This window comes from Streptococcus sp. HF-2466, assembly GCF_015594645.1.
GTDB classification, from domain to species: Bacteria; Bacillota; Bacilli; order Lactobacillales; family Streptococcaceae; genus Streptococcus; species Streptococcus anginosus.
In genome coordinates, this window is record NZ_JADNQU010000002.1 from 128,025 (window position 1) to 147,344 (window position 19,320).

The 19,320-nt window shown below is 38.2% G+C and carries 21 protein-coding genes and 1 pseudogene; 18 read left to right on the plus strand and 4 right to left on the minus strand.

All coding sequences use genetic code 11. The features are described from left to right. Nucleotides 1–43: 43 nt before the first annotated feature. The 5 genes and pseudogenes from IYQ91_RS03305 to IYQ91_RS03325 all read left to right on the plus strand — a co-directional run. Nucleotides 44–2,695 carry a valine--tRNA ligase gene (locus IYQ91_RS03305; RefSeq protein WP_195673064.1) on the plus strand — a complete coding sequence of 884 codons (2,652 nt, stop codon included), beginning with the start codon at nt 44–46 and terminating at the stop codon, nt 2,693–2,695. Between the two features lie 34 nt (nt 2,696–2,729). Next, nucleotides 2,730–3,887 carry a hypothetical protein gene (locus IYQ91_RS03310; RefSeq protein WP_195673065.1) on the plus strand — a complete coding sequence of 386 codons (1,158 nt, stop codon included), beginning with the start codon at nt 2,730–2,732 and terminating at the stop codon, nt 3,885–3,887. Beyond that, complete coding sequence (locus IYQ91_RS03315; RefSeq protein WP_075227054.1) at nt 3,888–4,172, plus strand: STAS-like domain-containing protein; 285 nt, start codon at nt 3,888–3,890, stop codon at nt 4,170–4,172. Between the two features lie 11 nt (nt 4,173–4,183). Beyond that, nucleotides 4,184–4,606 carry a hypothetical protein gene (locus IYQ91_RS03320; protein ID WP_195673066.1) on the plus strand — a complete coding sequence of 141 codons (423 nt, stop codon included), beginning with the start codon at nt 4,184–4,186 and terminating at the stop codon, nt 4,604–4,606. 27 nt (nt 4,607–4,633) lie between these two features. Next, a pseudogene (locus tag IYQ91_RS03325) lies at nt 4,634–5,106 on the plus strand (DNA cytosine methyltransferase); the annotation flags it as partial. 293 nt (nt 5,107–5,399) lie between these two features. Here the strand turns inward: IYQ91_RS03325 and cysK are convergent. Together cysK and IYQ91_RS03335 are read right to left on the minus strand one after the other, a co-directional pair. Then, on the minus strand, nt 5,400–6,329 hold the full coding sequence (gene cysK / locus IYQ91_RS03330) for a cysteine synthase A (protein WP_195673067.1): 930 nt from the start codon (nt 6,327–6,329) through the stop codon (nt 5,400–5,402). A gap of 98 nt (nt 6,330–6,427) precedes the next feature. Continuing rightward, on the minus strand, nt 6,428–7,063 hold the full coding sequence (locus IYQ91_RS03335; protein ID WP_106079174.1) for a YigZ family protein: 636 nt from the start codon (nt 7,061–7,063) through the stop codon (nt 6,428–6,430). Nucleotides 7,064–7,119: 56 nt separating this feature from the next. Between IYQ91_RS03335 and IYQ91_RS03340 the strand changes: the two genes are divergently transcribed. The 9 genes from IYQ91_RS03340 to IYQ91_RS03380 all read left to right on the plus strand — a co-directional run bounded on the left by IYQ91_RS03340 (nt 7,120) and on the right by IYQ91_RS03380 (nt 14,299). Further along, complete coding sequence (locus IYQ91_RS03340; RefSeq protein ID WP_195673068.1) at nt 7,120–8,421, plus strand: DEAD/DEAH box helicase; 1,302 nt, start codon at nt 7,120–7,122, stop codon at nt 8,419–8,421. Further along, entirely contained in the window at nt 8,418–9,083 is a 666-nt protein-coding gene (locus IYQ91_RS03345) for a ComF family protein (RefSeq protein WP_049507482.1), read from the plus strand. Before IYQ91_RS03340 ends, IYQ91_RS03345 begins: the two co-directional genes overlap by 4 nt. 78 nt (nt 9,084–9,161) lie before the next feature. Then, complete coding sequence (gene hpf, locus IYQ91_RS03350; protein ID WP_195673069.1) at nt 9,162–9,704, plus strand: ribosome hibernation-promoting factor, HPF/YfiA family; 543 nt, start codon at nt 9,162–9,164, stop codon at nt 9,702–9,704. Nucleotides 9,705–9,891: 187 nt separating this feature from the next. After that, a complete protein-coding gene (gene rsmD / locus IYQ91_RS03355; protein WP_025271932.1) occupies nt 9,892–10,440 on the plus strand; it encodes a 16S rRNA (guanine(966)-N(2))-methyltransferase RsmD in 549 nt (182 codons plus the stop codon). After that, a complete protein-coding gene (gene coaD / locus IYQ91_RS03360) occupies nt 10,430–10,927 on the plus strand; it encodes a pantetheine-phosphate adenylyltransferase (RefSeq protein ID WP_021001374.1) in 498 nt (165 codons plus the stop codon). Before rsmD ends, coaD begins: the two co-directional genes overlap by 11 nt. Continuing rightward, on the plus strand, nt 10,908–11,963 hold the full coding sequence (locus IYQ91_RS03365; RefSeq protein ID WP_195673070.1) for a SepM family pheromone-processing serine protease: 1,056 nt from the start codon (nt 10,908–10,910) through the stop codon (nt 11,961–11,963). The genes coaD and IYQ91_RS03365 overlap by 20 nt, the downstream gene beginning before the upstream one ends. A 138-nt stretch (nt 11,964–12,101) precedes the next feature. Further along, the gene (locus IYQ91_RS03370) at nt 12,102–12,665 is read left to right on the plus strand and encodes a YutD family protein (RefSeq protein ID WP_195673071.1); all 564 of its coding nucleotides are present in this window, start codon (nt 12,102–12,104) and stop codon (nt 12,663–12,665) included. Nucleotides 12,666–12,705: 40 nt separating this feature from the next. Further along, nucleotides 12,706–13,788, plus strand: a complete 1,083-nt coding sequence (gene rlmN / locus IYQ91_RS03375) for a 23S rRNA (adenine(2503)-C(2))-methyltransferase RlmN (protein WP_195673072.1) — start codon at nt 12,706–12,708, stop codon at nt 13,786–13,788. Then, a complete protein-coding gene (locus IYQ91_RS03380; protein ID WP_195673073.1) occupies nt 13,781–14,299 on the plus strand; it encodes a VanZ family protein in 519 nt (172 codons plus the stop codon). The genes rlmN and IYQ91_RS03380 overlap by 8 nt, the downstream gene beginning before the upstream one ends. On the opposite strand, the gene IYQ91_RS03385 is transcribed toward IYQ91_RS03380, so the two are convergent. Beyond that, nucleotides 14,285–14,968 carry a prepilin peptidase gene (locus IYQ91_RS03385; RefSeq protein WP_195673074.1) on the minus strand — a complete coding sequence of 228 codons (684 nt, stop codon included), beginning with the start codon at nt 14,966–14,968 and terminating at the stop codon, nt 14,285–14,287. The genes IYQ91_RS03380 and IYQ91_RS03385 overlap by 15 nt on opposite strands. Nucleotides 14,969–15,121: 153 nt before the next feature. On the opposite strand from IYQ91_RS03385, the gene IYQ91_RS03390 reads away from it, so the two are divergent. From IYQ91_RS03390 to IYQ91_RS03400, 3 genes are all read left to right on the plus strand, one after another. Next, nucleotides 15,122–15,649 carry a Dps family protein gene (locus tag IYQ91_RS03390; protein WP_003028371.1) on the plus strand — a complete coding sequence of 176 codons (528 nt, stop codon included), beginning with the start codon at nt 15,122–15,124 and terminating at the stop codon, nt 15,647–15,649. A 273-nt stretch (nt 15,650–15,922) separates the two neighbouring features. Next, nucleotides 15,923–16,147, plus strand: coding sequence for a YqgQ family protein (locus IYQ91_RS03395; RefSeq protein ID WP_003025724.1), 225 nt, complete (start codon nt 15,923–15,925; stop codon nt 16,145–16,147). Next, a complete protein-coding gene (locus IYQ91_RS03400) occupies nt 16,141–16,521 on the plus strand; it encodes a rhodanese-like domain-containing protein (RefSeq protein WP_024052074.1) in 381 nt (126 codons plus the stop codon). The genes IYQ91_RS03395 and IYQ91_RS03400 overlap by 7 nt, the downstream gene beginning before the upstream one ends. 20 nt (nt 16,522–16,541) lie before the next feature. On the opposite strand, the gene IYQ91_RS03405 is transcribed toward IYQ91_RS03400, so the two are convergent. Then, nucleotides 16,542–17,267, minus strand: coding sequence for a 16S rRNA pseudouridine(516) synthase (locus tag IYQ91_RS03405; protein WP_195673075.1), 726 nt, complete (start codon nt 17,265–17,267; stop codon nt 16,542–16,544). A gap of 177 nt (nt 17,268–17,444) precedes the next feature. On the opposite strand from IYQ91_RS03405, the gene typA reads away from it, so the two are divergent. Then, nucleotides 17,445–19,286, plus strand: a complete 1,842-nt coding sequence (typA, locus tag IYQ91_RS03410; RefSeq protein ID WP_195673076.1) for a translational GTPase TypA — start codon at nt 17,445–17,447, stop codon at nt 19,284–19,286. Nucleotides 19,287–19,320 lie beyond the last annotated feature (34 nt).

Consider the following 19,320-nt stretch of genomic DNA (forward strand, 5'->3'; position numbering starts at 1 on the left):
ATTAAAAAACTAATTAGGAAACTAATAATTAAGGAGAACACACATGTCTAAACAACTTTCACCAAAATACAATCCAGCCGAAGTTGAGGCTGGGCGTTATCAAAAATGGTTGGATGAGGATGTTTTCAAGCCGTCTGGCGATAAGAAAGCTCATCCGTATTCTATCGTAATTCCACCACCAAATGTGACGGGGAAACTGCACCTTGGTCACGCTTGGGATACTACTTTGCAAGATATTATTATCCGTCAAAAACGTATGCAAGGTTTTGATACTTTATGGCTTCCTGGTATGGACCATGCGGGGATTGCAACACAAGCAAAAGTTGAGGCACGTCTGGCTGAAGATGGTATCTCACGCTATGACCTTGGTCGTGAAAAATTCCTTGATAAAGTCTGGGAATGGAAAGATGAATATGCATCAACAATTAAACAACAATGGGGTAAAATGGGTATCTCTGTTGACTACTCACGTGAACGTTTCACCCTTGATGAAGGATTGTCAAAAGCAGTTCGTAAAGTCTTTGTTGAACTTTATAAAAAAGGTTGGATTTATCGTGGTGAATTTATCATCAACTGGGATCCAAAAGCTCGTACAGCCCTTTCTGATATCGAAGTTATCCACAAAGATGTCGAAGGTGCTTTCTACCACATGAACTACATGTTGGAAGATGGTTCACGTAGCCTTGAAGTTGCCACAACTCGTCCTGAAACAATGTTCGGTGACGTAGCCGTTGCAGTTAACCCAAATGATGACCGTTACAAAGATTTGATTGGTCAAAATGTTATCCTTCCAATCGTTAACAAAGCTATTCCAATCGTCGGTGATGAACACGCTGACCCAGAATTTGGTACTGGTGTAGTTAAAATCACTCCAGCACACGACCCTAATGACTTCTTAGTTGGTCAGCGTCATAACTTGCCACAAATCAACGTCATGAATGATGATGGTACAATGAACGAACTTGCTGGTGAATTTGCTGGTATGGACCGCTTTGAAGCTCGCAAAGCTGTCGTTAAAAAATTGGAAGAAATCGGTGCGCTTGTTGAAATCGAAAAAATGGTTCATAGCGTTGGTCACTCAGAACGTACTGGTGTGCCAGTTGAGCCACGTTTGTCAACACAATGGTTCGTTAAAATGGACCAATTGGCTAAAAATGCTATTGCTAACCAAGACACTGATGACGAAGTAAAATTCTACCCACCACGTTTCAACGATACTTTCCTACAATGGATGGAAAACGTTCACGACTGGGTTATCTCTCGTCAATTATGGTGGGGTCACCAAATTCCTGCATGGTACAATGCTGAAGGTGAAATGTACGTCGGTGAAGAAGCTCCAGAAGGTGACGGATGGACTCAAGACGAAGATGTGCTTGATACTTGGTTTAGTTCAGCCCTATGGCCATTCTCAACAATGGGTTGGCCTGACACAGACTCAGAAGACTTCAAACGTTACTTCCCAACATCTACATTGGTAACTGGTTATGATATCATCTTCTTCTGGGTATCACGTATGATTTTCCAATCATTGGAATTCACAGGACGTCGTCCATTTGAAAACGTGCTTATCCACGGTCTTATCCGTGACGAACAAGGACGTAAAATGTCTAAATCACTTGGTAACGGTATTGATCCAATGGATGTTATCGAAAAATATGGTGCTGATGCGCTTCGATGGTTCTTGTCAAATGGTTCTGCACCAGGTCAAGACGTTCGTTTCTCTTACGAAAAAATGGATGCAGCTTGGAACTTCATTAACAAAATCTGGAACATCTCTCGTTACATTTTGATGAACAATGAAGACCTTACACTTGACCAAGCGAGCGAAAATGTTGCAAAAGTTGCGGCTGGTACAGCTGGTAATGTCACAGACCGCTGGATCCTCCACAATCTCAACGAAACCATTGCCAAAGTGACGGAAAACTTTGACAAGTTTGAGTTTGGTGTGGCGGGGCACATCCTCTACAACTTCATCTGGGACGAATTTGCCGACTGGTACGTTGAATTGACCAAGGAAGTGCTTTACAGTGACAATGAAGACGAAAAAATCATCACCCGTTCAGTTCTGCTTTACACGCTTGATAAGATTCTTCGGTTGCTTCACCCAATCATGCCATTTGTTACTGAAGAAATCTTTGAACAAATTTCTGAAGGTTCAATCGTAACAGCTGAATACCCAACAGTTAACCCCGCATTTGAAAATGAAGCTGCGCACAAAGGTGTTGAAAGTCTCAAAGACCTGATTCGTGCTGTCCGTAACGCACGTAGTGAAGTGAATGTTGCCCCAAGCAAACCAATCACAATCCTTGTGAAAACAAGCGACAGCGAATTAGAAGCATTTTTCAATGCTAATGTCAACTACATCAAGCGCTTCACCAATCCAGAACATTTGGAAATCGCGGAGGACCTTGCTGTGCCAGAACTAGTCATGTCCAGCATCATCACAGGAGCAGAAATCTATCTGCCTCTCGCTGACTTGCTCAATGTTGAAGAAGAACTAGCCCGCCTTGACAAAGAACTTGCTAAATGGCAAAAAGAATTGGATATAGTTGCACGCAAACTTGGCAACGAAAAATTCGTCGCTAACGCCAAACCAGAAGTCGTCCAAAAAGAACGCGACAAACAAGCCGACTACCAAGCTAAATACGATGCGACTGTCGCACGTATATATGAGATGAAGAAGTTGGTGAAATAAACAGAAATAGTGATATAAAACCAGAGGTAAACTTTTGAAGTATTTGGAACAAATCGTTATCCGCAATAACGAATTATCTAATGTGAATTGGATCAGAGATAATAAATTTAATTTCCATTATGTTAATGATCATGAGAAAATATTTTCAGGAATGACAATTGGTGATATTATTTTTCATATGAATTACCTTAATCAGAAGTATCCTAAAGCTAACCTTCCTGTTTGGTTTGAAATAACTAATAATGACTTGGAAATAGCGGATAAATTAACATACATACTAATGGAATGTTTATGTTACTATTATCTAAATTATGAAAATAGAAATATTCGAATATTTTGGGGACCTAAACCGACTATTTTAACAGATGGTATAAGAAAATCTCCTTTAATTCATTTAAATAAAAAATTCTCTAAAAAGATATTTTTTGAGAAATTTTTAAGTGACGAGAGTGATACTCATTATAGAAAAGTTTATAGACTTTCTGATAAGGAAGGAGATCCATTTTATCAATCAGTAATTCAAACTGAATTGGACTTATTTTTAAAAAAAATGGATATTAAACGAAAATCTTCGGAGAAAATTTCTGAAATATGTGCCGAATTAATAGGTAATACCTTTGAGCATGCAAGGTCAGATTGTTTAATTGATATAGACTTAACAGATAGTTACGGAAAAGAAGAAAAAGGGGTTGTTGTTGATGGAGAATTTAAAGGTGTAAATATAGCTATCGTAAATTTTTCAGATAAACTACTTTTCGAAGATATTAAAGACAAACTAAATTCAGAAGAACTGACAGGTGAAAAATATAAAAGAATTATGGATGCTTATAAAAAGCATACGAAGTTTTTTGATGATGACTATCCTGAAGATTTTTTCTATTATCTTGCAGCAACTCAATTAGGAATATCCGGTAGGAAGCAAATTCAAGATGTCGGTGGAACAGGACTTTATGTGTTGCTACAATCACTGATAGAGGACTCAGATTTAAGTAACTGTTATGTTTTATCAGGAAAACATATAATTATTTTTAATGATGATTATTTATTTGAAAATGAAGAGCAGTGGATGTGTTACAATGAAGAGAAAAACTTTGTTGATTTTCCACCGAATAAGAATATAATAGGTGGGTGTCCGATTTTTTTCCCAGGGACAGCTTATAATCTGAATTTTGTAATAGAAGTGGAGCAGTAAATGGAGAAAATAGTAATTAAAGGAATTCCAACCTCATTAGCAAGACTGATTGGTTTTGAATTAGGAGTTCATGTCTATGAGGAAAATAACCTGGATAAGGTTGATCTAAATAATGAAGTTGAAATTATCTTTCCAACTACAATTGAAAAAATTTCATCCTCGTTTGTGCAAGGTTTTTTTGCAGGTTTTGTAAAAAAAGTGGGTAAAAACACTGCTAAGAAACAGGTTGTTATAAAAATGAAAGATGATGAACTAACGGAAATGTTTTATAAGAAATTATACTAGTTGGAGGGATAATGGAGTTATCAAATGTAATTGCTATATTTGCATTGCTGATATCAGGTTTTGCATTGTATAAGCAAATAAAAAAGGATAAAGTGTCTCAGAATACCGTTTTTTTCAATCAAATATTCTTAAAATTTTTAACTCAAGACTGCGTTGAAGCGAGAAATGATATTAGATTTGATGATCGCGGAAGACTTGAAAATACAAAAAAATTCGAGGAGCTTATTGCCGAATTAGGTAATAAAATTTCTTTCTACGAGTATGTTGATAAAATTTTTTATGATCAATTGAAAAATTTATTGACAGAATTGGATGATTTAGTTGTTGATGATAAAGAATATAAAGGGAAAAAACAAACAGATCACTCGAATAAAATTGATAAAAAAATATCGGAATTATTTAAGTTGATTATGGACAAATATTTTGTCAAATAATTTTCTATTTAGAAAGCAGGTTACTACATGACAAATTCTGTAAGTTCGCACCAGCCTGAGAAGTACAACATTGCAGCCTTCTTCTCAGGAGTTGGTGGGATTGAGTTGGGATTTGAACAGACCAACGAGTTCAGAGTGGTGTATGCCAACGAGTTTGACAAGTACGCACGGCGTACTTATGAGTTAAACTATCCAGATACTTTTTTGGATAGTCGTGACATCATGCGGTGAATCCGGAGGAGATTCCAGCTGAGCGTGTGGATGTGGTGATGGGAGGTTTCCCATGCCAAGCCTTTAGTATTGCGAGTTATCGCAAGGGATTTGATGATGATCGTGGGGATTTGTTTTTTGAACTGTTTCGTATGATTGAAGGGTAGAAACATTGGGTAATTTTCATTGAAAATGTTAAAAATATGGTTGGTCATGACAACGGTAATATCTTCAAGGTCATTTGCGAAGCCTTGACTGAAAACAAAGATATGCAAAACTATGTTGTTCTGATTATCAATTCTAAGTTTCAAGAGACTGTTTTTTAACGAGCTTTTCACGCTGTAGGGGAGGATATTTCTAATACATCTTATACTAAAGAATTTTAATAATTGTTGATTGTTAGCTAGTAAAAGCAACAAATCGAATGGATACAGCATTTTTATAGATTTGAACATACAGAAAAGAGAGAACGAATTTCGTTCTCTCTAGCTGTTAATTAGCTGACATTGATATATTACAGTTATCATTGGTAAACTGTTAGCAAATCCAAATTTAAAGTTTGTACGTGTATATGCCTTGATTTCTAAACCTCAAAATTATAGAGAGCGGTTGATAGGTAGCGCTCGCCATTATCGGGTGCAAGAGCCAGAACTTTTTTACCTGTTCCTAGTTTTTTGGCGACTTCAAGTGCAGCATAGATAGCTGCGGCGGAAGAAATTCCTACAAGAAAGCCTTCTTGTCCACCGACACGGCGTCCAAGGTCAAGTGCTTGATCAGAGGTAACACGGACAATACCGTCATAAGCTTGAGTGTCCAGTGTTTCTGGGATAAAACCAGCTGAAATTCCTTGAATCTTGTGGGGCCCAGGATTTTCACCGGACAGGATAGCGGACTCATCGGCTTCAACTGCGTAAACTTGTATATTTGGATTGACTTTTTTGAGAGCGTGAGAAACGCCAGAAATTGTACCACCTGTGCCAACTCCACCGACAAAGGCGTCCAATCCTTTTTCACCGAAAGCAGAGATAATTTCTGCTCCTGTTGTTCTTTCGTGTACTTCAGGATTAGCTGGATTGTTGAACTGTAGTGGTAGCCATCCGTTACGTTCTTTGGCGATTTCTTCAGCTTTGGCAATCGCACCTTTCATTCCCTCACTTCCGGGAGTGAGCACCAATTCGGCACCATAAGCTTGGATAATTTTGCGGCGCTCCACACTCATGGTTTCTGGCATAACAATAACGACCTTATAACCTTTAGCAGCACCGACCCAAGACAAACCGATTCCAGTATTTCCGCTGGTTGCTTCGACAATGGTTGCACCCGGCTGAATCAAGCCCTCTTGCTCAGCGGTCTCAATCATGCTGAGAGCAATGCGGTCTTTGACAGACGACCCCGGATTGAAAGCTTCTAGCTTGACATAGACATCAGCAGCGCCTTCTGGAACCAGCTTATTCAATTTCACAATAGGAGTATTTCCAATGAGTTCTGTAATGTTATGATAAATTTTTGCCATAAATGATACCTCAATTCTGTTGATACAATCAGTATAAAACGAAAAGGAGCCTTTGTAAAATATAAAAAAACTATCAAGTCGATAGCTTTTTTTAATATTTAGGATGAAGAAATGGGAACCTCAACTTTCCGCAATCCCTGCTCAACAATGTCAATTTTTCCATTAAACAGTTCAATCAAACTTTCTATAACGCTGTCTTTATCGTCTTTGTCAACAAAAATAGTCGTTTGTACTTGATCTGTAAAAGCTGTATCCTGCTCTTGCAACTGTTTGGCTTTAAGAAAATTTGGCAATTCTTGATATTGACTGTAGGAAAGAGTAAGCCTTAGTCCAAGTTGTTCTTTTATGTGGACACTTCCGATTTCTTTGATAGCTAGGGCAACGCTGCCAGCATAAGCCCGAATGAGTCCACCTGCTCCTAACTTGATGCCCCCAAAATAGCGCGTCACGACAGCACAGACATTGGTTAGTTGGTGATTTTCTAAAACGCCTAACATAGGTACACCAGCAGTCCCACTTGGTTCTCCATCATCGCTACTTCGCTTCATTTCGCTCCGCTCTCCTAAAATAAAGGCAGAGCAGTTATGAGTAGCTTTGTAATGTTCTTTTTTAATAGTATTGATAAACTCTCGTGCTTCGTCCTCTGTTGTCACACGCTTGATATGACAGATAAAGCGCGATTTTTTGATTTCTTCTTGGACTTGACCGTCCTCTTTGATTGTTCTAAATTCCATATCTTCATTTTACAAAAAAACTTTTATTTTGCCAAAGTTTTTCCGAATAAATAGATATGACGGAATTACAAGATTGCTTAGGTCGTATTTTTACAAAAAGTCAATTGTCACCAGAATTGCAATTGCAAGCACAAAGCTTGGCTGGAATGGTAGAAGAGAAAGGAAAGTTAAGCTGTAATCGCTGTGGACAAGCCATTGACAAAGAAAAACAGCAACTACCAATTGGTGCTTATTATTGTAGGTCTTGCTTGATCTTAGGAAGAGTTAGGAGTGATGAAGAACTATACTATTTTCCACAGGAAGAATTTCCCAAAGCGAATGTTTTGAAATGGCAAGGAAAGTTGACAGAATTTCAAGCTAAGGTTTCTCAAGGACTTGTAGAGGCGGTTACCAAACGCAAAGATAGCTTGGTTCACGCAGTCACAGGAGCCGGAAAGACGGAAATGATCTATCAGGTGGTGGCACAAGTCATCAATCAAGGTGGAGCCGTCTGCTTGGCTAGCCCCAGAATTGATGTCTGCTTAGAACTTTATCGCAGACTGAAAGTAGATTTTACTTGCGATATTTCACTCCTGCACGGTGAATCAGAAGTTTATTTTCGCAGTCCTCTTGTGATTGCTACAACGCATCAGCTTCTCAAATTTTATCAAACCTTTGATCTTCTTATCGTTGATGAAGTAGATGCCTTTCCTTATGTGGACAATCCGATGCTTTACCATGCGGTTCATCAGGCAGTTAAAGTAGAGGGAACGAAGATTTTCTTAACAGCAACTTCCACAGATGAGTTGGACAAAAAAGTGGCTAAAGGAGAATTAACTCGTTTGAGTCTACCTAGACGTTTTCATGGGAATCCTTTGATTGTTCCTCAAAAAATTTGGTTGGCAGATTTTCAAAAATATCTCGGTCAAAAGAAGCTAGTTCCCAAGTTAAGGCAGTTTATTCAAAAGCAGAGAAAAACAGGATTTCCACTTCTTATTTTTGCTTCCGAGATCAGAAAAGGGCAGGAGCTGGCAGAGATTCTTCAAAGCACTTTTCCTAATGAAAAAGTTGGTTTTGTAGCCTCGACGACTGAAAATCGACTAGAAATTGTAGAGAAATTTCGTCAAAAAGAAATCACGATCTTAGTAACGACGACGATTTTGGAGCGTGGGGTGACTTTTCCTTGTGTAGATGTTTTCGTGGTGGAAGCCAACCACCGTCTGTTTAGTCGCAGCGCTCTGGTACAAATTGCTGGACGCGTTGGTCGCAGTATGGAGCGACCGACAGGCGAGTTAATCTTTTTTCATGACGGTACGACTATGGCGATAGAAAAAGCGATTAAAGAAATTCAGGAGATGAATCAGGAGGCCGGTTTATGAATTCATGTGTTTTATGTGAAAATCCACTAGAAGAAAAGCTGAAATTCTGTGATTTATTGACCTTGAAGAAGCCAAAAGCAAGGACTTGTGATGACTGTTTTGAAAAATTTCAGCTCATTTCAGCGCAGCATTGCCCGAAGTGCTATCGTGAAGGGACATGCGAAGTCTGCATGGATTGTCAAGTATGGATAGAAAAAGGAAAAGAAGTTTGTCATAAAAGTTGTTTTGTATATAACGAAGCCATGAAAGACTTTTTCAGCCAATATAAATTTCAAGGAGATTATACTCTTTATTCTGTATTTACAGAAGTTTTGCAAAAGGAATTAAAAGGATACAGCGATTATACGCTTGTTCCCATTCCTGTAAGTGCCAAAAAGTATCAGACAAGAGGGTTTAATCAAGTGACAGCCCTTCTTGAGGGTACAAAGCTGCCATTTAAGGAAGTTTTAGAAAAGCATGATACAATTGCTCAATCAAGCAAGACGAGAGAGGAGCGCTTGCAAAGCCAGCAGTGCTTTAAAGTGAAAGACAATGTTCAAGTTCCGACAAAAGTTCTTTTGATAGATGACATTTATACAACAGGCTCAACCCTACAATTAGCCAAGGAAATTTTAGTGGAAGCAGGAGTGAAAGAAATTGTGACATTTTCATTGGCAAGGTAACAAAAAATTTGCAAAAAAATAATGAAAGCGTTATAATAAAATAAAGAAAAACAAAACGCTTAGAAAGAAGGTACTTATATGATTAAATATAGTATCCGTGGTGAAAACCTAGAAGTAACAGAAGCTCTTCGTGACTATGTAGTTTCTAAACTTGAAAAAATCGAAAAGTATTTCCAAGCTGACCAAGAATTGGATGCACGTGTAAACTTGAAAGTCTATCGTGAAAAAACAGCCAAAGTTGAAGTAACTATTCCACTTGGTTCTATCACTCTTCGTGCAGAAGATGTTTCTCAAGATATGTATGGTTCTATTGATTTGGTGACAGACAAAATTGAACGTCAAATTCGTAAAAATAAAACAAAAATTGAACGTAAAAACCGTAATAAAAAATCAACCAGTCAGTTGTTTACAGATGCTGTTGTTGAAGAAGCTGAAGCTGCACCTGCAAAAGTCGTTCGCTCCAAACAAATTGACTTAAAACCAATGGACTTAGAAGAAGCTCTTCTTCAAATGGATTTATTGGGACATGACTTCTTCATCTATACTGATGTAGAAGACAACACAACCAATGTTTTGTATCGTCGTGAAGACGGTAACGTTGGCTTGCTTGAAGTGAGATAATCAATCAATCCTCTGATTCATATCAGGGGATTTTTTATGTGGTCTGCAATCAGCTCGAGATAATTGCAAAAAACTGTATTAAAAATCATCATGTTTGAACTGCATTTCAAAAGTTAGACAGAAAAAACAATTGACTTACAGCTATCACAGAAGAAAAACTGATACATTCTTTCGAGATTTTGTTATAATATTCTTTATGAGAGTTGTTGCAGGGAAATATGGGGGGCGTCCTCTTAAAACATTGGAAGGCAAAACAACCAGACCGACGACAGACAAGGTTAAGGGAGCTATCTTTAATATGATTGGTCCTTATTTTGATGGAGGACAGGTTCTGGACTTGTATGCTGGAAGCGGCAGTTTAGCGATTGAAGCTATTTCGCGAGGCATGGTTTCGGCTGTTTTGGTTGAAAAAGACCGCAGGGCGCAAGCGATTATCAGCCAAAATATCAGTATGACTAAGGAAAAAGAACGATTTGAACTTCTGAAAATGGAGTCCAATCGAGCACTTGAATTGGTCACAGGACAGTTTGACTTGGTTTTGTTAGATCCACCCTATGCAAAAGAACAGATTGTTTCAGATATTATAAAAATGATTGAACGAGAGCTTCTGAGCGATGATGTACTGGTTGTTTGTGAGACAGACAAGTCGGTGGATTTACCAGAAGAAATCGCAGGGCTAGGTATCTGGAAGCAAAAAATATATGGAATTTCAAAGGTGACGGTTTATGTCAGATAAAATTGGATTATTTGCGGGCTCTTTTGACCCGATTACAAAGGGGCATATTGACTTGATTAAGCGAGCTAGTAAGCTCTTTGATTGCCTTTATGTTGGTATTTTTTATAATCTTGAGAAAACGAGTTTTTTTAGTATTGAAGCGAAAGAAAAAATGATAGCAGCTGCTCTAGTTCATTTGGAGAATGTAAAAATTGTTACTTCTCATGATGAATTGGCAGTGGAAGTAGCTAGAAAGCTAGGAGTGACAACTTTTGTACGGGGATTACGTAATAGTCAGGATTTGGATTATGAGGGGAATCTCAACTTTTTCAATCATGAATTAGCACCTGAGATAGAAACCATTTTTTTGATAAGCAAACCAGCTTATCAGCATCTCAGCTCATCAAGAATTCGTGAATTGATTTCCTTTGAGCAGGATATTTCAAAGTATGTGCCCGAAAGTGTCATAAAGGAGTTAAAGAAACAATATGGAAAAACCAAGAAATAAATTTAAAAAATGGCCGATAATTGCAGTAGTAGGGTTGATTTTGCTTTTCTTATCTTTTGTAGTTCCCTTGCCTTATTATATTGAGGTGCCAGGTGGTGCAGCGGATGTCCGTCAGGTATTGCGCGTGGACAACAAAGAAGATAAGGAAAAAGGTTCATATAATTTTGTAACGGTTGGAATTCAGCATGCGACCTTCGCTCATTTGGTTTATGCTTGGCTGACACCTTTTACGGATATTTATTCGGCGAAGGATTTGACTGGTGGAACTTCTGATAAAGAATACATGCGGATCAATCAGTTTTATATGGAAACGTCGCAAAACCTAGCTAAATACCAAGGGTTGAAAAAAGCTGGCAAAGACATTACTCTGAAATATCTAGGGGTTTACGTCTTGCAAGTCACAAAGAATTCTACTTTTAAAGGTATTTTAAATATTGCAGATACCGTGACAGGTGTGAATGATAAGACTTTCAATAGTTCAAAAGAATTGATAGACTATGTCGGAGCGCAAAAGATTGGCAGCAAGGTCAAGGTGAACTATGTAGAAGACGGTCAGAAGAAGTCTGCTACAGGTAAAATTATTAAACTTGAAAATGGGAAAAACGGGATTGGCATTAGTTTGATTGACCGAACAGAAGTCACAAGCAACACACCAATTGAATTTTCAACTGCCGGTATTGGTGGACCAAGTGCGGGCTTGATGTTTAGTTTGGCAATTTATACGCAAATTGCAGATCCAACATTGAGAGACGGCAGAAATATTGCTGGGACAGGTTCGATTGACCGCGAAGGAAAAGTTGGCGACATTGGTGGGATTGACAAAAAAGTTGTTTCAGCAGCTAAAAATGGCGCAGAAATTTTCTTTGCGCCAAATAATCCAGTCACCAAGGAAGTGAAAAAATCCAATCCTAAAGCGAAAACAAACTATGAGACAGCTTTGGCAGCTGCTAAAAAAATTAAGACTAATATGAAAATTGTACCCGTGAAAACTTTGCAAGATGCCATTGATTACCTAAAAAGCACGAAAAAGTCGTAAGAATAATGAAAATGAAAGAGCAAGTCAGTGCTAGAAATCTGACTTTGCTCTTTTCTTCATTCCACATTTCAACTGTCAAAAACACTTCTTTTTATGGTAAAATAAGGTTAATACAAGAATAAATGATAAAGGATAACTATGCGAAAAGAAATTGCACCTGAATTATATAATTACAATAAATTTCCTGGACCAGATTTTCGGCAAATAGGAACAAAAGTGTTGACTGAGACAATCGAATTTGATTTGGTGGACAACTACAAAGAAGGTTTTGATGTCACAGCTTTTAATCAGCGTTTTTCAGATATTTTAACAAAATTTGATTATATTGTTGGCGATTGGGGCAACGAGCAATTGCGTTTGCGTGGATTTTATAAAGATGACAAGGCAAATGAAAGTGAAGAAAAAATCAGTCGCTTAGAAGATTACTTGTTAGAATACTGCAATTATGGCTGTGCTTATTTTGTTTTGGAAAATTTGAAACCACGTCGAGCGTCGTTTGATAAAAAATCTCATCACAAAAAGGAAAATGAAACCAAACCACGTCGTTCTAAACAGGCTCGCTCCTATAAAGAAGAGCAACCCAAGCGAGAAAATCGCCAGCGCAGTAAGCGACAAAATCAAAAGCAAAGAGCAAGAAAGCAAAATTCAACGAAGCAACAACAAACAAGCAGCCAGCGCCATTTTGTTATTCGTCAAAAATAGTGTATGGAATGGGATTTTGTAACGAAATGAAGGAGAAAAAATGAAACCATCGATTTATAGCTTGACCCGTCAGGATTTGATAGATTGGGTAGAAAGTCAAGGAGAAAAGAAATTTCGAGCTACTCAGATTTGGGAGTGGCTTTATCGCAAACGGGTTCAGTCTTTTGCAGAAATGACCAATATTTCAAAGGATTTGTTGGCAAAATTAGAAGATGAATTTGTTGTCAATCCACTGAAGCAAAGGATTGTACAGGAGTCGGCTGATGGAACAGTCAAATATCTCTTTGAATTGCCAGACGGTATGTTGATTGAAACAGTTCTCATGCGTCAGCACTATGGTCTGTCGGTCTGTGTAACTACTCAGGTTGGCTGCAATATTGGCTGTACATTTTGTGCTAGCGGGCTGATTAAAAAGCAGCGTGATTTGAATAATGGGGAAATTATGTCTCAGATTATGCTGGTGCAAAAATATTTTGACGAGTGCGGACAAGGTGAGCGCGTCAGCCATATTGTGGTTATGGGGATTGGCGAGCCTTTTGATAACTATGATAATGTTCTTAGGTTTGTGCGAACCGTCAATGATGACAAGGGACTGGCTATCGGAGCTCGTCACATTACGGTTTCCACTTCCGGTCTCGCGCATAAAATTCGTGATTTTGCAAATGAAGGAGTGCAGGTTAATTTAGCTGTTTCTCTTCATGCACCCAATAATGAATTGCGCTCTAGCATTATGAAAATCAATCGTGCCTTTCCAATTGAGAAGCTATTTGCAGCGATTGAATATTATATTGAAACGACTAACCGCAGGGTTACTTTTGAGTATATCATGTTAAATGAAGTCAATGACGGAGTAGAGCAGGCATTGGAATTAGCTGAATTGCTCAAAAACATCAAAAAGCTATCGTATGTCAATTTGATTCCTTACAATCCGGTTAGCGAACATGATCAATACAGTCGCAGTCCCAAAGAACGTGTAATGGCTTTCTACGATACTCTAAAAAAGAATGGTATTAACTGTGTTGTTCGTCAAGAGCATGGAACGGATATTGATGCAGCTTGCGGTCAATTGCGCTCAAACACCATGAAGCAGGACAAGGAGAAAGCTCTTACCAAGCATGCTTAAATTGAACAATCTATTGAAAACAGATGGTGAATTAACCGTTAAGGGATGTACTTTTCTTACTTGGGGAAGCATTTTCTACATTTTATTATTATGTCTAATGTGTTTTCTCCCTCAAGTGCCAGAAAAGGGAATGGAGACGCCGGGGATTCAGCAGTTTGGTCGTATTGTAGTGCTTCTCATTCCTTTTAATTCTTTTATCAATCTTGGGCAAATTACTTCTCTATATCAATTGATTAAGGTTTTCGTGCAAAATGTGATGAATATTTTTCTACTTAGCCCACTGATTTTTCAACTTCTCTGGCTTTTTCCTAAGTTGAGGAGCACTAAGCGTGTGCTATTTGCCAGTTTTGCAATAAGTCTTTTTATCGAATGTACGCAGATTTTGTTAGATATTTTAATTGATGCCAATCGTGTTTTTGAAATAGATGATTTATGGACAAATACATTAGGCGGATATCTGGCTTTTCTATTTTATAAATTTTTGGTAAAGCAACTCTCAAATAAATCGTAAGGCATTTTGGTGAAGAACGATAAATTGTATCATTATCAGGATGCTGCTACCACAGAAAAGACAGGGAACAAAGGCTAACCTGTCTTTTTTTGATTTTAAACCAAAAAGGAGCAGACCAATGATACTAGCAATTTGAATAATGAGAAGAACTTCAGTCAGATTAAAAATAGTTGAACAAGAAGCTAGAAAAAGAAAATCTCCTGCACCGATACGCAAATCAACGAAATGAGCCAAAATTCCAAGAGCTAAAAAAATAGTCATTAGAAGATTGAAACCTGTTAAAAAGAGAAGAAGGAAATGGAAAAACAGCCAAATAAGCAGAGGATATTCTTGTTCTCTTTGATCGTAAAGGGATAAGGTTATGCCCATTACAAGTAGGACAAGCTGACCGATATTTAGATAGCCCATAGAAGTTGCAAGAAAGAGAGATCCGATAGCGATTTCTAATACCAAATAGCGAATGGGAATTTTTGACTGACAAAACCGACAGCGCAGTCGATTGATAAGCTGTGAAAGGACAGGGACTAAATCACGAGGTGCTAATTTCTGCCCACAAGCATTACAATGACTGGAAGGAACGATAATGGACTGTTCAGGAAAGCGATCAACAACCAGCCCTAAAAAAGAAGCCACAATGCTTCCAACCAAGAAAAAATAAAAATGAATCATACTTTTTTATTCGCAAATAATTCTAAAAAATTGCAACTTTTCTAATAAAAGAAATTTCTGAGTTCAATCATTTGACTTTCTTATTTAGAAACATTATAATTAAATTATAATCAAAAAGATTAGAATCATTCTAAATAAAAGCGAGGTAGGATAATGGTTAATCTAAAAAATGAAGCAGCAAAAGATGTTGCAACTTTCTCAAGTGTTGAGTCTTTCAGTAAGTCTCTTCCCAAAACAAAAGTGGTATTGAACCAAGCAGTAGCAGATTTATACACTGCTCGTATTGCTCTTCACCAAGTACATTGGTACATGCGTGGAGCTGGTTTTATGGTTTGGCATCCTAAGATGGACGAGTACATGGAAACCTTGGATACGACTTTGGATGAAGTAAGTGAACGTTTGATTACTTTAGGTGGAACGCCGTATTCAACTTTGAGTGAATTTATCCAACACAGCAATATTGAAGAAAAAGAAGGAAAATTCAGTAAGAATGTTGCAGAAAGTTTGGAACGTGTCATCGAAATCTTCCGTTACTTGGTAGGCCTCTACCAAGAAGCTCTGGATGTAACAGATGAAGAAGGGGATGATGTGACCAACGATATTTTTGTCGGTGCAAAAGCAGAACTTGAAAAGAATATCTGGATGTTAACAGCAGAAATCGGTCAAACTCCGGGTTTGTAAGTAAATTTTTGAGAGTAGAAAATAAATTTTTAAAATCTTTTAGAATTTAAGATAAGTTTAAGGAGGTGGCGTTATACTAACATCATCAGATGAAGACCTCCTAACTTTATTTGATAAAAATCCTAAACTTTTCTTTTTCATAATAATCTCCCTATAAGAGTCGCCCAATCGGCGGCTTTTTTGTTGTTTTTGAGCACTTGAAGAATGTTTTACTTACAAAATGAGTTCTTTTCAACCTTGAAATATTCCTAAAATTCTGGTAAAATAAGCCTCATGAAAACACTTTATGATGTGCAGCAATACCTCAAAAGTTTTGGCATTATTATCTATATGGGTAAGCGCTTGTATGATATTGAAATGATGAAAATTGAGTTAGAGAGGATTTATGATGCGGGCTTGATAGAAAGAATGGACTATCTAGAAGCTGAGCGGGTCTTGCGAAAGGAACATCAGTTGGAGTTACAATATTTGAAGAAGAATGAGGAGAAAACATGTTAAACTGGATTTTATTGGCAATTATTGTTGGAACGTTAGGCTGGATGGGCTTTAACTATATTCGTGTTCGTCGTGCGGCTAAGGTAGTAGACAATGCAGAATTTGGTGATATGATTCGTCAAGGTCAGTTAATTGATTTACGAGATCCAGCCGATTTTCGTCGTAAACATATTTTAGGGGCACGAAATATTCCGTCACAGCAATTAAAAACAAGCTTAGGAGCGATTCGTAAGGACAAGACTGTTTTACTATATGAAAATAGTCGTGGACAACGTGTGATGAATGCAGCTATTCTATTAAAAAAACAAGGTTATCAAAATATTTACATCCTCTCTACAGGACTAGATGGATGGAAAGGAAAAATCAAAAGTGAGTAATCCAAGCGGGTTGCTCACTTTTAATAGCTTTTTTCTAGATAGTGCCTCACTATTTCGAGTTCTGCTTGGTTCAATACTCGGTATTCTCCTGTGGCTAAGTTTGGGTTTAATTCAAAATCTCCAAAATGCGTCCGTTTAAGAGAAGTAACTTTGACACCGACAGTTAAAAACATCTTTTTGATTTGGTGAAATTTTCCTTCAGAAATAGTGACAGTAGCACAGCTTTTGTTTGAGCTAGAAGAATGAATTGTAAGAATGGCTGGTTTACAACTTGTTCTGTCAAGAAAAACGATGCCCTTTTGAAAGGATTGCACTGCTCGGTCATCTAGGAGACCATTAACTTCAACCTCATATGTTTTTGTGACGTGATATTGAGGATGAAGCAATTGAAAACCGAGCGGACCGTTGTCAGTGATTAACAGCAGTCCAGAAGTATCTCGATCTAGTCGCCCGACAGAATATAACTTATCATTGAAATCTTCTGGTTTGATGAGATCTAGAACCGTTTGGGATTTGGCATCGGAGTTAGCTGTCACGACACCAAGGGGTTTATTCATCATAAAATACTGATGAGGCTTGCCCAGAACAGGTTGTTCTTCTAGCGTAATCGTCTGCAGACCTGTATCAACATTTTGACTGAGTTTTCGAGCAGGACAGTCATCTACCAAGATTTTCTTTTTTAGGAGAGCTTGCTTCATTTTTTTACGACTAATGTGAGCTTGAGCTAGTAGAACATCTAAACGCATACAGTTTCCTTTGTTTTTTTCTTATCATATCATAATTTTGCAATAAAGAATGTAAATAAATTTGTCGGGCATTGATTTTCTAATGAAAACATTTACACCCGGTTTAACCGTGTTTTTTACTGTAATCTGTGGTATAATTGTTCAGTTAGAAATAAAACTTAAGATTTAGAGGATAAAATGACAAAATTAAGAGAAGATATTCGCAATATCGCTATTATCGCTCACGTTGACCACGGGAAAACAACGCTGGTGGACGAATTATTGAAGCAATCACATACATTGGACGAACGCAAAGAGTTGCAAGAACGCGCAATGGACTCTAACGATCTTGAAAAAGAACGCGGAATTACCATTCTTGCTAAGAATACAGCTGTTGCTTACAACGGTGTTCGTATCAATATCATGGACACTCCAGGACACGCGGACTTCGGTGGAGAAGTTGAGCGGATTATGAAAATGGTGGACGGGGTTGTTTTGGTTGTTGATGCTTATGAAGGAACCATGCCACAAACTCGTTTTGTATTAAAAAAAGCTCTTGAGCAAGATTTAGTGCCGATTGTTGTGGTCAATAAAATTGACAAACCATCTGCACGCCCTGCAGAAGTGGTGGATGAAGTCTTGGAACTTTTCATTGAGCTGGGTGCAGATGATGACCAATTGGATTTCCCTGTCGTGTATGCTTCTGCTATCAACGGAACGTCTTCTATGTCAGACGACCCTGCTGACCAAGAGCATACCATGGCACCGCTTTTTGATACCATTGTTGATCATATTCCAGCACCAGTGGATAATTCAGACGAGCCGCTTCAATTCCAAGTTTCTCTTTTGGACTACAATGACTTTGTAGGTCGTATTGGGATTGGTCGTGTTTTCCGCGGAACGGTGAAAGTTGGAGACCAAGTGACGCTTTCTAAACTAGACGGCACAACGAAAAACTTCCGTGTCACCAAGCTATTTGGTTTCTTTGGATTAGAACGCCGTGAAATTGACGAAGCCAAAGCAGGTGATTTGATTGCCGTGTCTGGTATGGAAGATATCTTTGTTGGTGAAACGATTACTCCGACAGATGCAGTAGAACCATTGCCAATTCTTCACATTGACGAACCAACGCTGCAAATGACTTTCTTGGTGAACAATTCACCATTTGCTGGTCGTGAAGGAAAATGGGTGACATCTCGTAAGGTTGAGGAACGCCTGCAAGCAGAATTGCAAACGGACGTTTCGCTTCGTGTGGATCCGACTGACTCACCAGATAAATGGATTGTGTCAGGTCGTGGAGAATTGCACTTATCAATCTTAATTGAAACCATGCGCCGTGAAGGCTATGAGTTACAAGTATCGCGCCCAGAAGTTATCGTCAAAGAAGTGGACGGTGTGCAATGTGAGCCATTTGAGCGTGTGCAAATTGACACCCCAGAAGAATACCAAGGTTCGGTTATCCAAAGTCTTTCTGAGCGCAAGGGTGAAATGTTAGACATGGTGGCTACCGGAAACGGACAAACACGTTTGATTTTCCTTGTGCCTGCGCGTGGCTTGATTGGATACTCAACTGAATTCCTTTCTATGACGCGTGGTTACGGGATTATGAACCATACCTTTGACCAATATCTACCATTGATTCCAGGTGAGATTGGTGGACGCCGTCGTGGAGCTCTCGTGTCAATTGATACAGGAAAAGCAACGACTTACTCTATCATGTCTATTGAAGAACGTGGAACTATTTTTGTCAATCCAGGTACAGAAGTCTATGAAGGAATGATTATTGGTGAAAATTCACGCGAAAATGACTTGACGGTCAATATTACAAAAGCAAAACAAATGACTAATGTACGTTCTGCAACGAAAGATCAAACAGCAGTTATAAAAACACCTCGTATTTTGACATTGGAAGAATCACTCGAATTTTTGAATGATGACGAATACATGGAAGTGACACCAGAATCTATCCGTTTGCGGAAACAAATTCTTGATAAAAATCAACGTGCCAAAGCTGCTAAAAAGAAAAAATCAGCTGAATAATGAAAGAATGATTTGCTTTGCTTTGCTGTTAATA

Coding starts and splice junctions, on each gene's coding strand:
- IYQ91_RS03305 (WP_195673064.1), top strand. CDS start 44: ATGTCTAAACAACTTTCACCAAAATACAATCCAGCCGAAGTTGAGGCT.
- IYQ91_RS03315 (WP_075227054.1), top strand. CDS start 3,888: ATGGAGAAAATAGTAATTAAAGGAATTCCAACCTCATTAGCAAGACTG.
- IYQ91_RS03320 (WP_195673066.1), top strand. CDS start 4,184: ATGGAGTTATCAAATGTAATTGCTATATTTGCATTGCTGATATCAGGT.
- cysK (WP_195673067.1), bottom strand. CDS start 6,329: ATGGCAAAAATTTATCATAACATTACAGAACTCATTGGAAATACTCCT.
- IYQ91_RS03335 (WP_106079174.1), bottom strand. CDS start 7,063: ATGGAATTTAGAACAATCAAAGAGGACGGTCAAGTCCAAGAAGAAATC.
- IYQ91_RS03340 (WP_195673068.1), top strand. CDS start 7,120: ATGACGGAATTACAAGATTGCTTAGGTCGTATTTTTACAAAAAGTCAA.
- IYQ91_RS03345 (WP_049507482.1), top strand. CDS start 8,418: ATGAATTCATGTGTTTTATGTGAAAATCCACTAGAAGAAAAGCTGAAA.
- hpf (WP_195673069.1), top strand. CDS start 9,162: ATGATTAAATATAGTATCCGTGGTGAAAACCTAGAAGTAACAGAAGCT.
- coaD (WP_021001374.1), top strand. CDS start 10,430: ATGTCAGATAAAATTGGATTATTTGCGGGCTCTTTTGACCCGATTACA.
- IYQ91_RS03365 (WP_195673070.1), top strand. CDS start 10,908: ATGGAAAAACCAAGAAATAAATTTAAAAAATGGCCGATAATTGCAGTA.
- IYQ91_RS03370 (WP_195673071.1), top strand. CDS start 12,102: ATGCGAAAAGAAATTGCACCTGAATTATATAATTACAATAAATTTCCT.
- rlmN (WP_195673072.1), top strand. CDS start 12,706: ATGAAACCATCGATTTATAGCTTGACCCGTCAGGATTTGATAGATTGG.
- IYQ91_RS03380 (WP_195673073.1), top strand. CDS start 13,781: ATGCTTAAATTGAACAATCTATTGAAAACAGATGGTGAATTAACCGTT.
- IYQ91_RS03385 (WP_195673074.1), bottom strand. CDS start 14,968: ATGATTCATTTTTATTTTTTCTTGGTTGGAAGCATTGTGGCTTCTTTT.
- IYQ91_RS03390 (WP_003028371.1), top strand. CDS start 15,122: ATGGTTAATCTAAAAAATGAAGCAGCAAAAGATGTTGCAACTTTCTCA.
- IYQ91_RS03395 (WP_003025724.1), top strand. CDS start 15,923: ATGAAAACACTTTATGATGTGCAGCAATACCTCAAAAGTTTTGGCATT.
- IYQ91_RS03400 (WP_024052074.1), top strand. CDS start 16,141: ATGTTAAACTGGATTTTATTGGCAATTATTGTTGGAACGTTAGGCTGG.
- IYQ91_RS03405 (WP_195673075.1), bottom strand. CDS start 17,267: ATGCGTTTAGATGTTCTACTAGCTCAAGCTCACATTAGTCGTAAAAAA.
- typA (WP_195673076.1), top strand. CDS start 17,445: ATGACAAAATTAAGAGAAGATATTCGCAATATCGCTATTATCGCTCAC.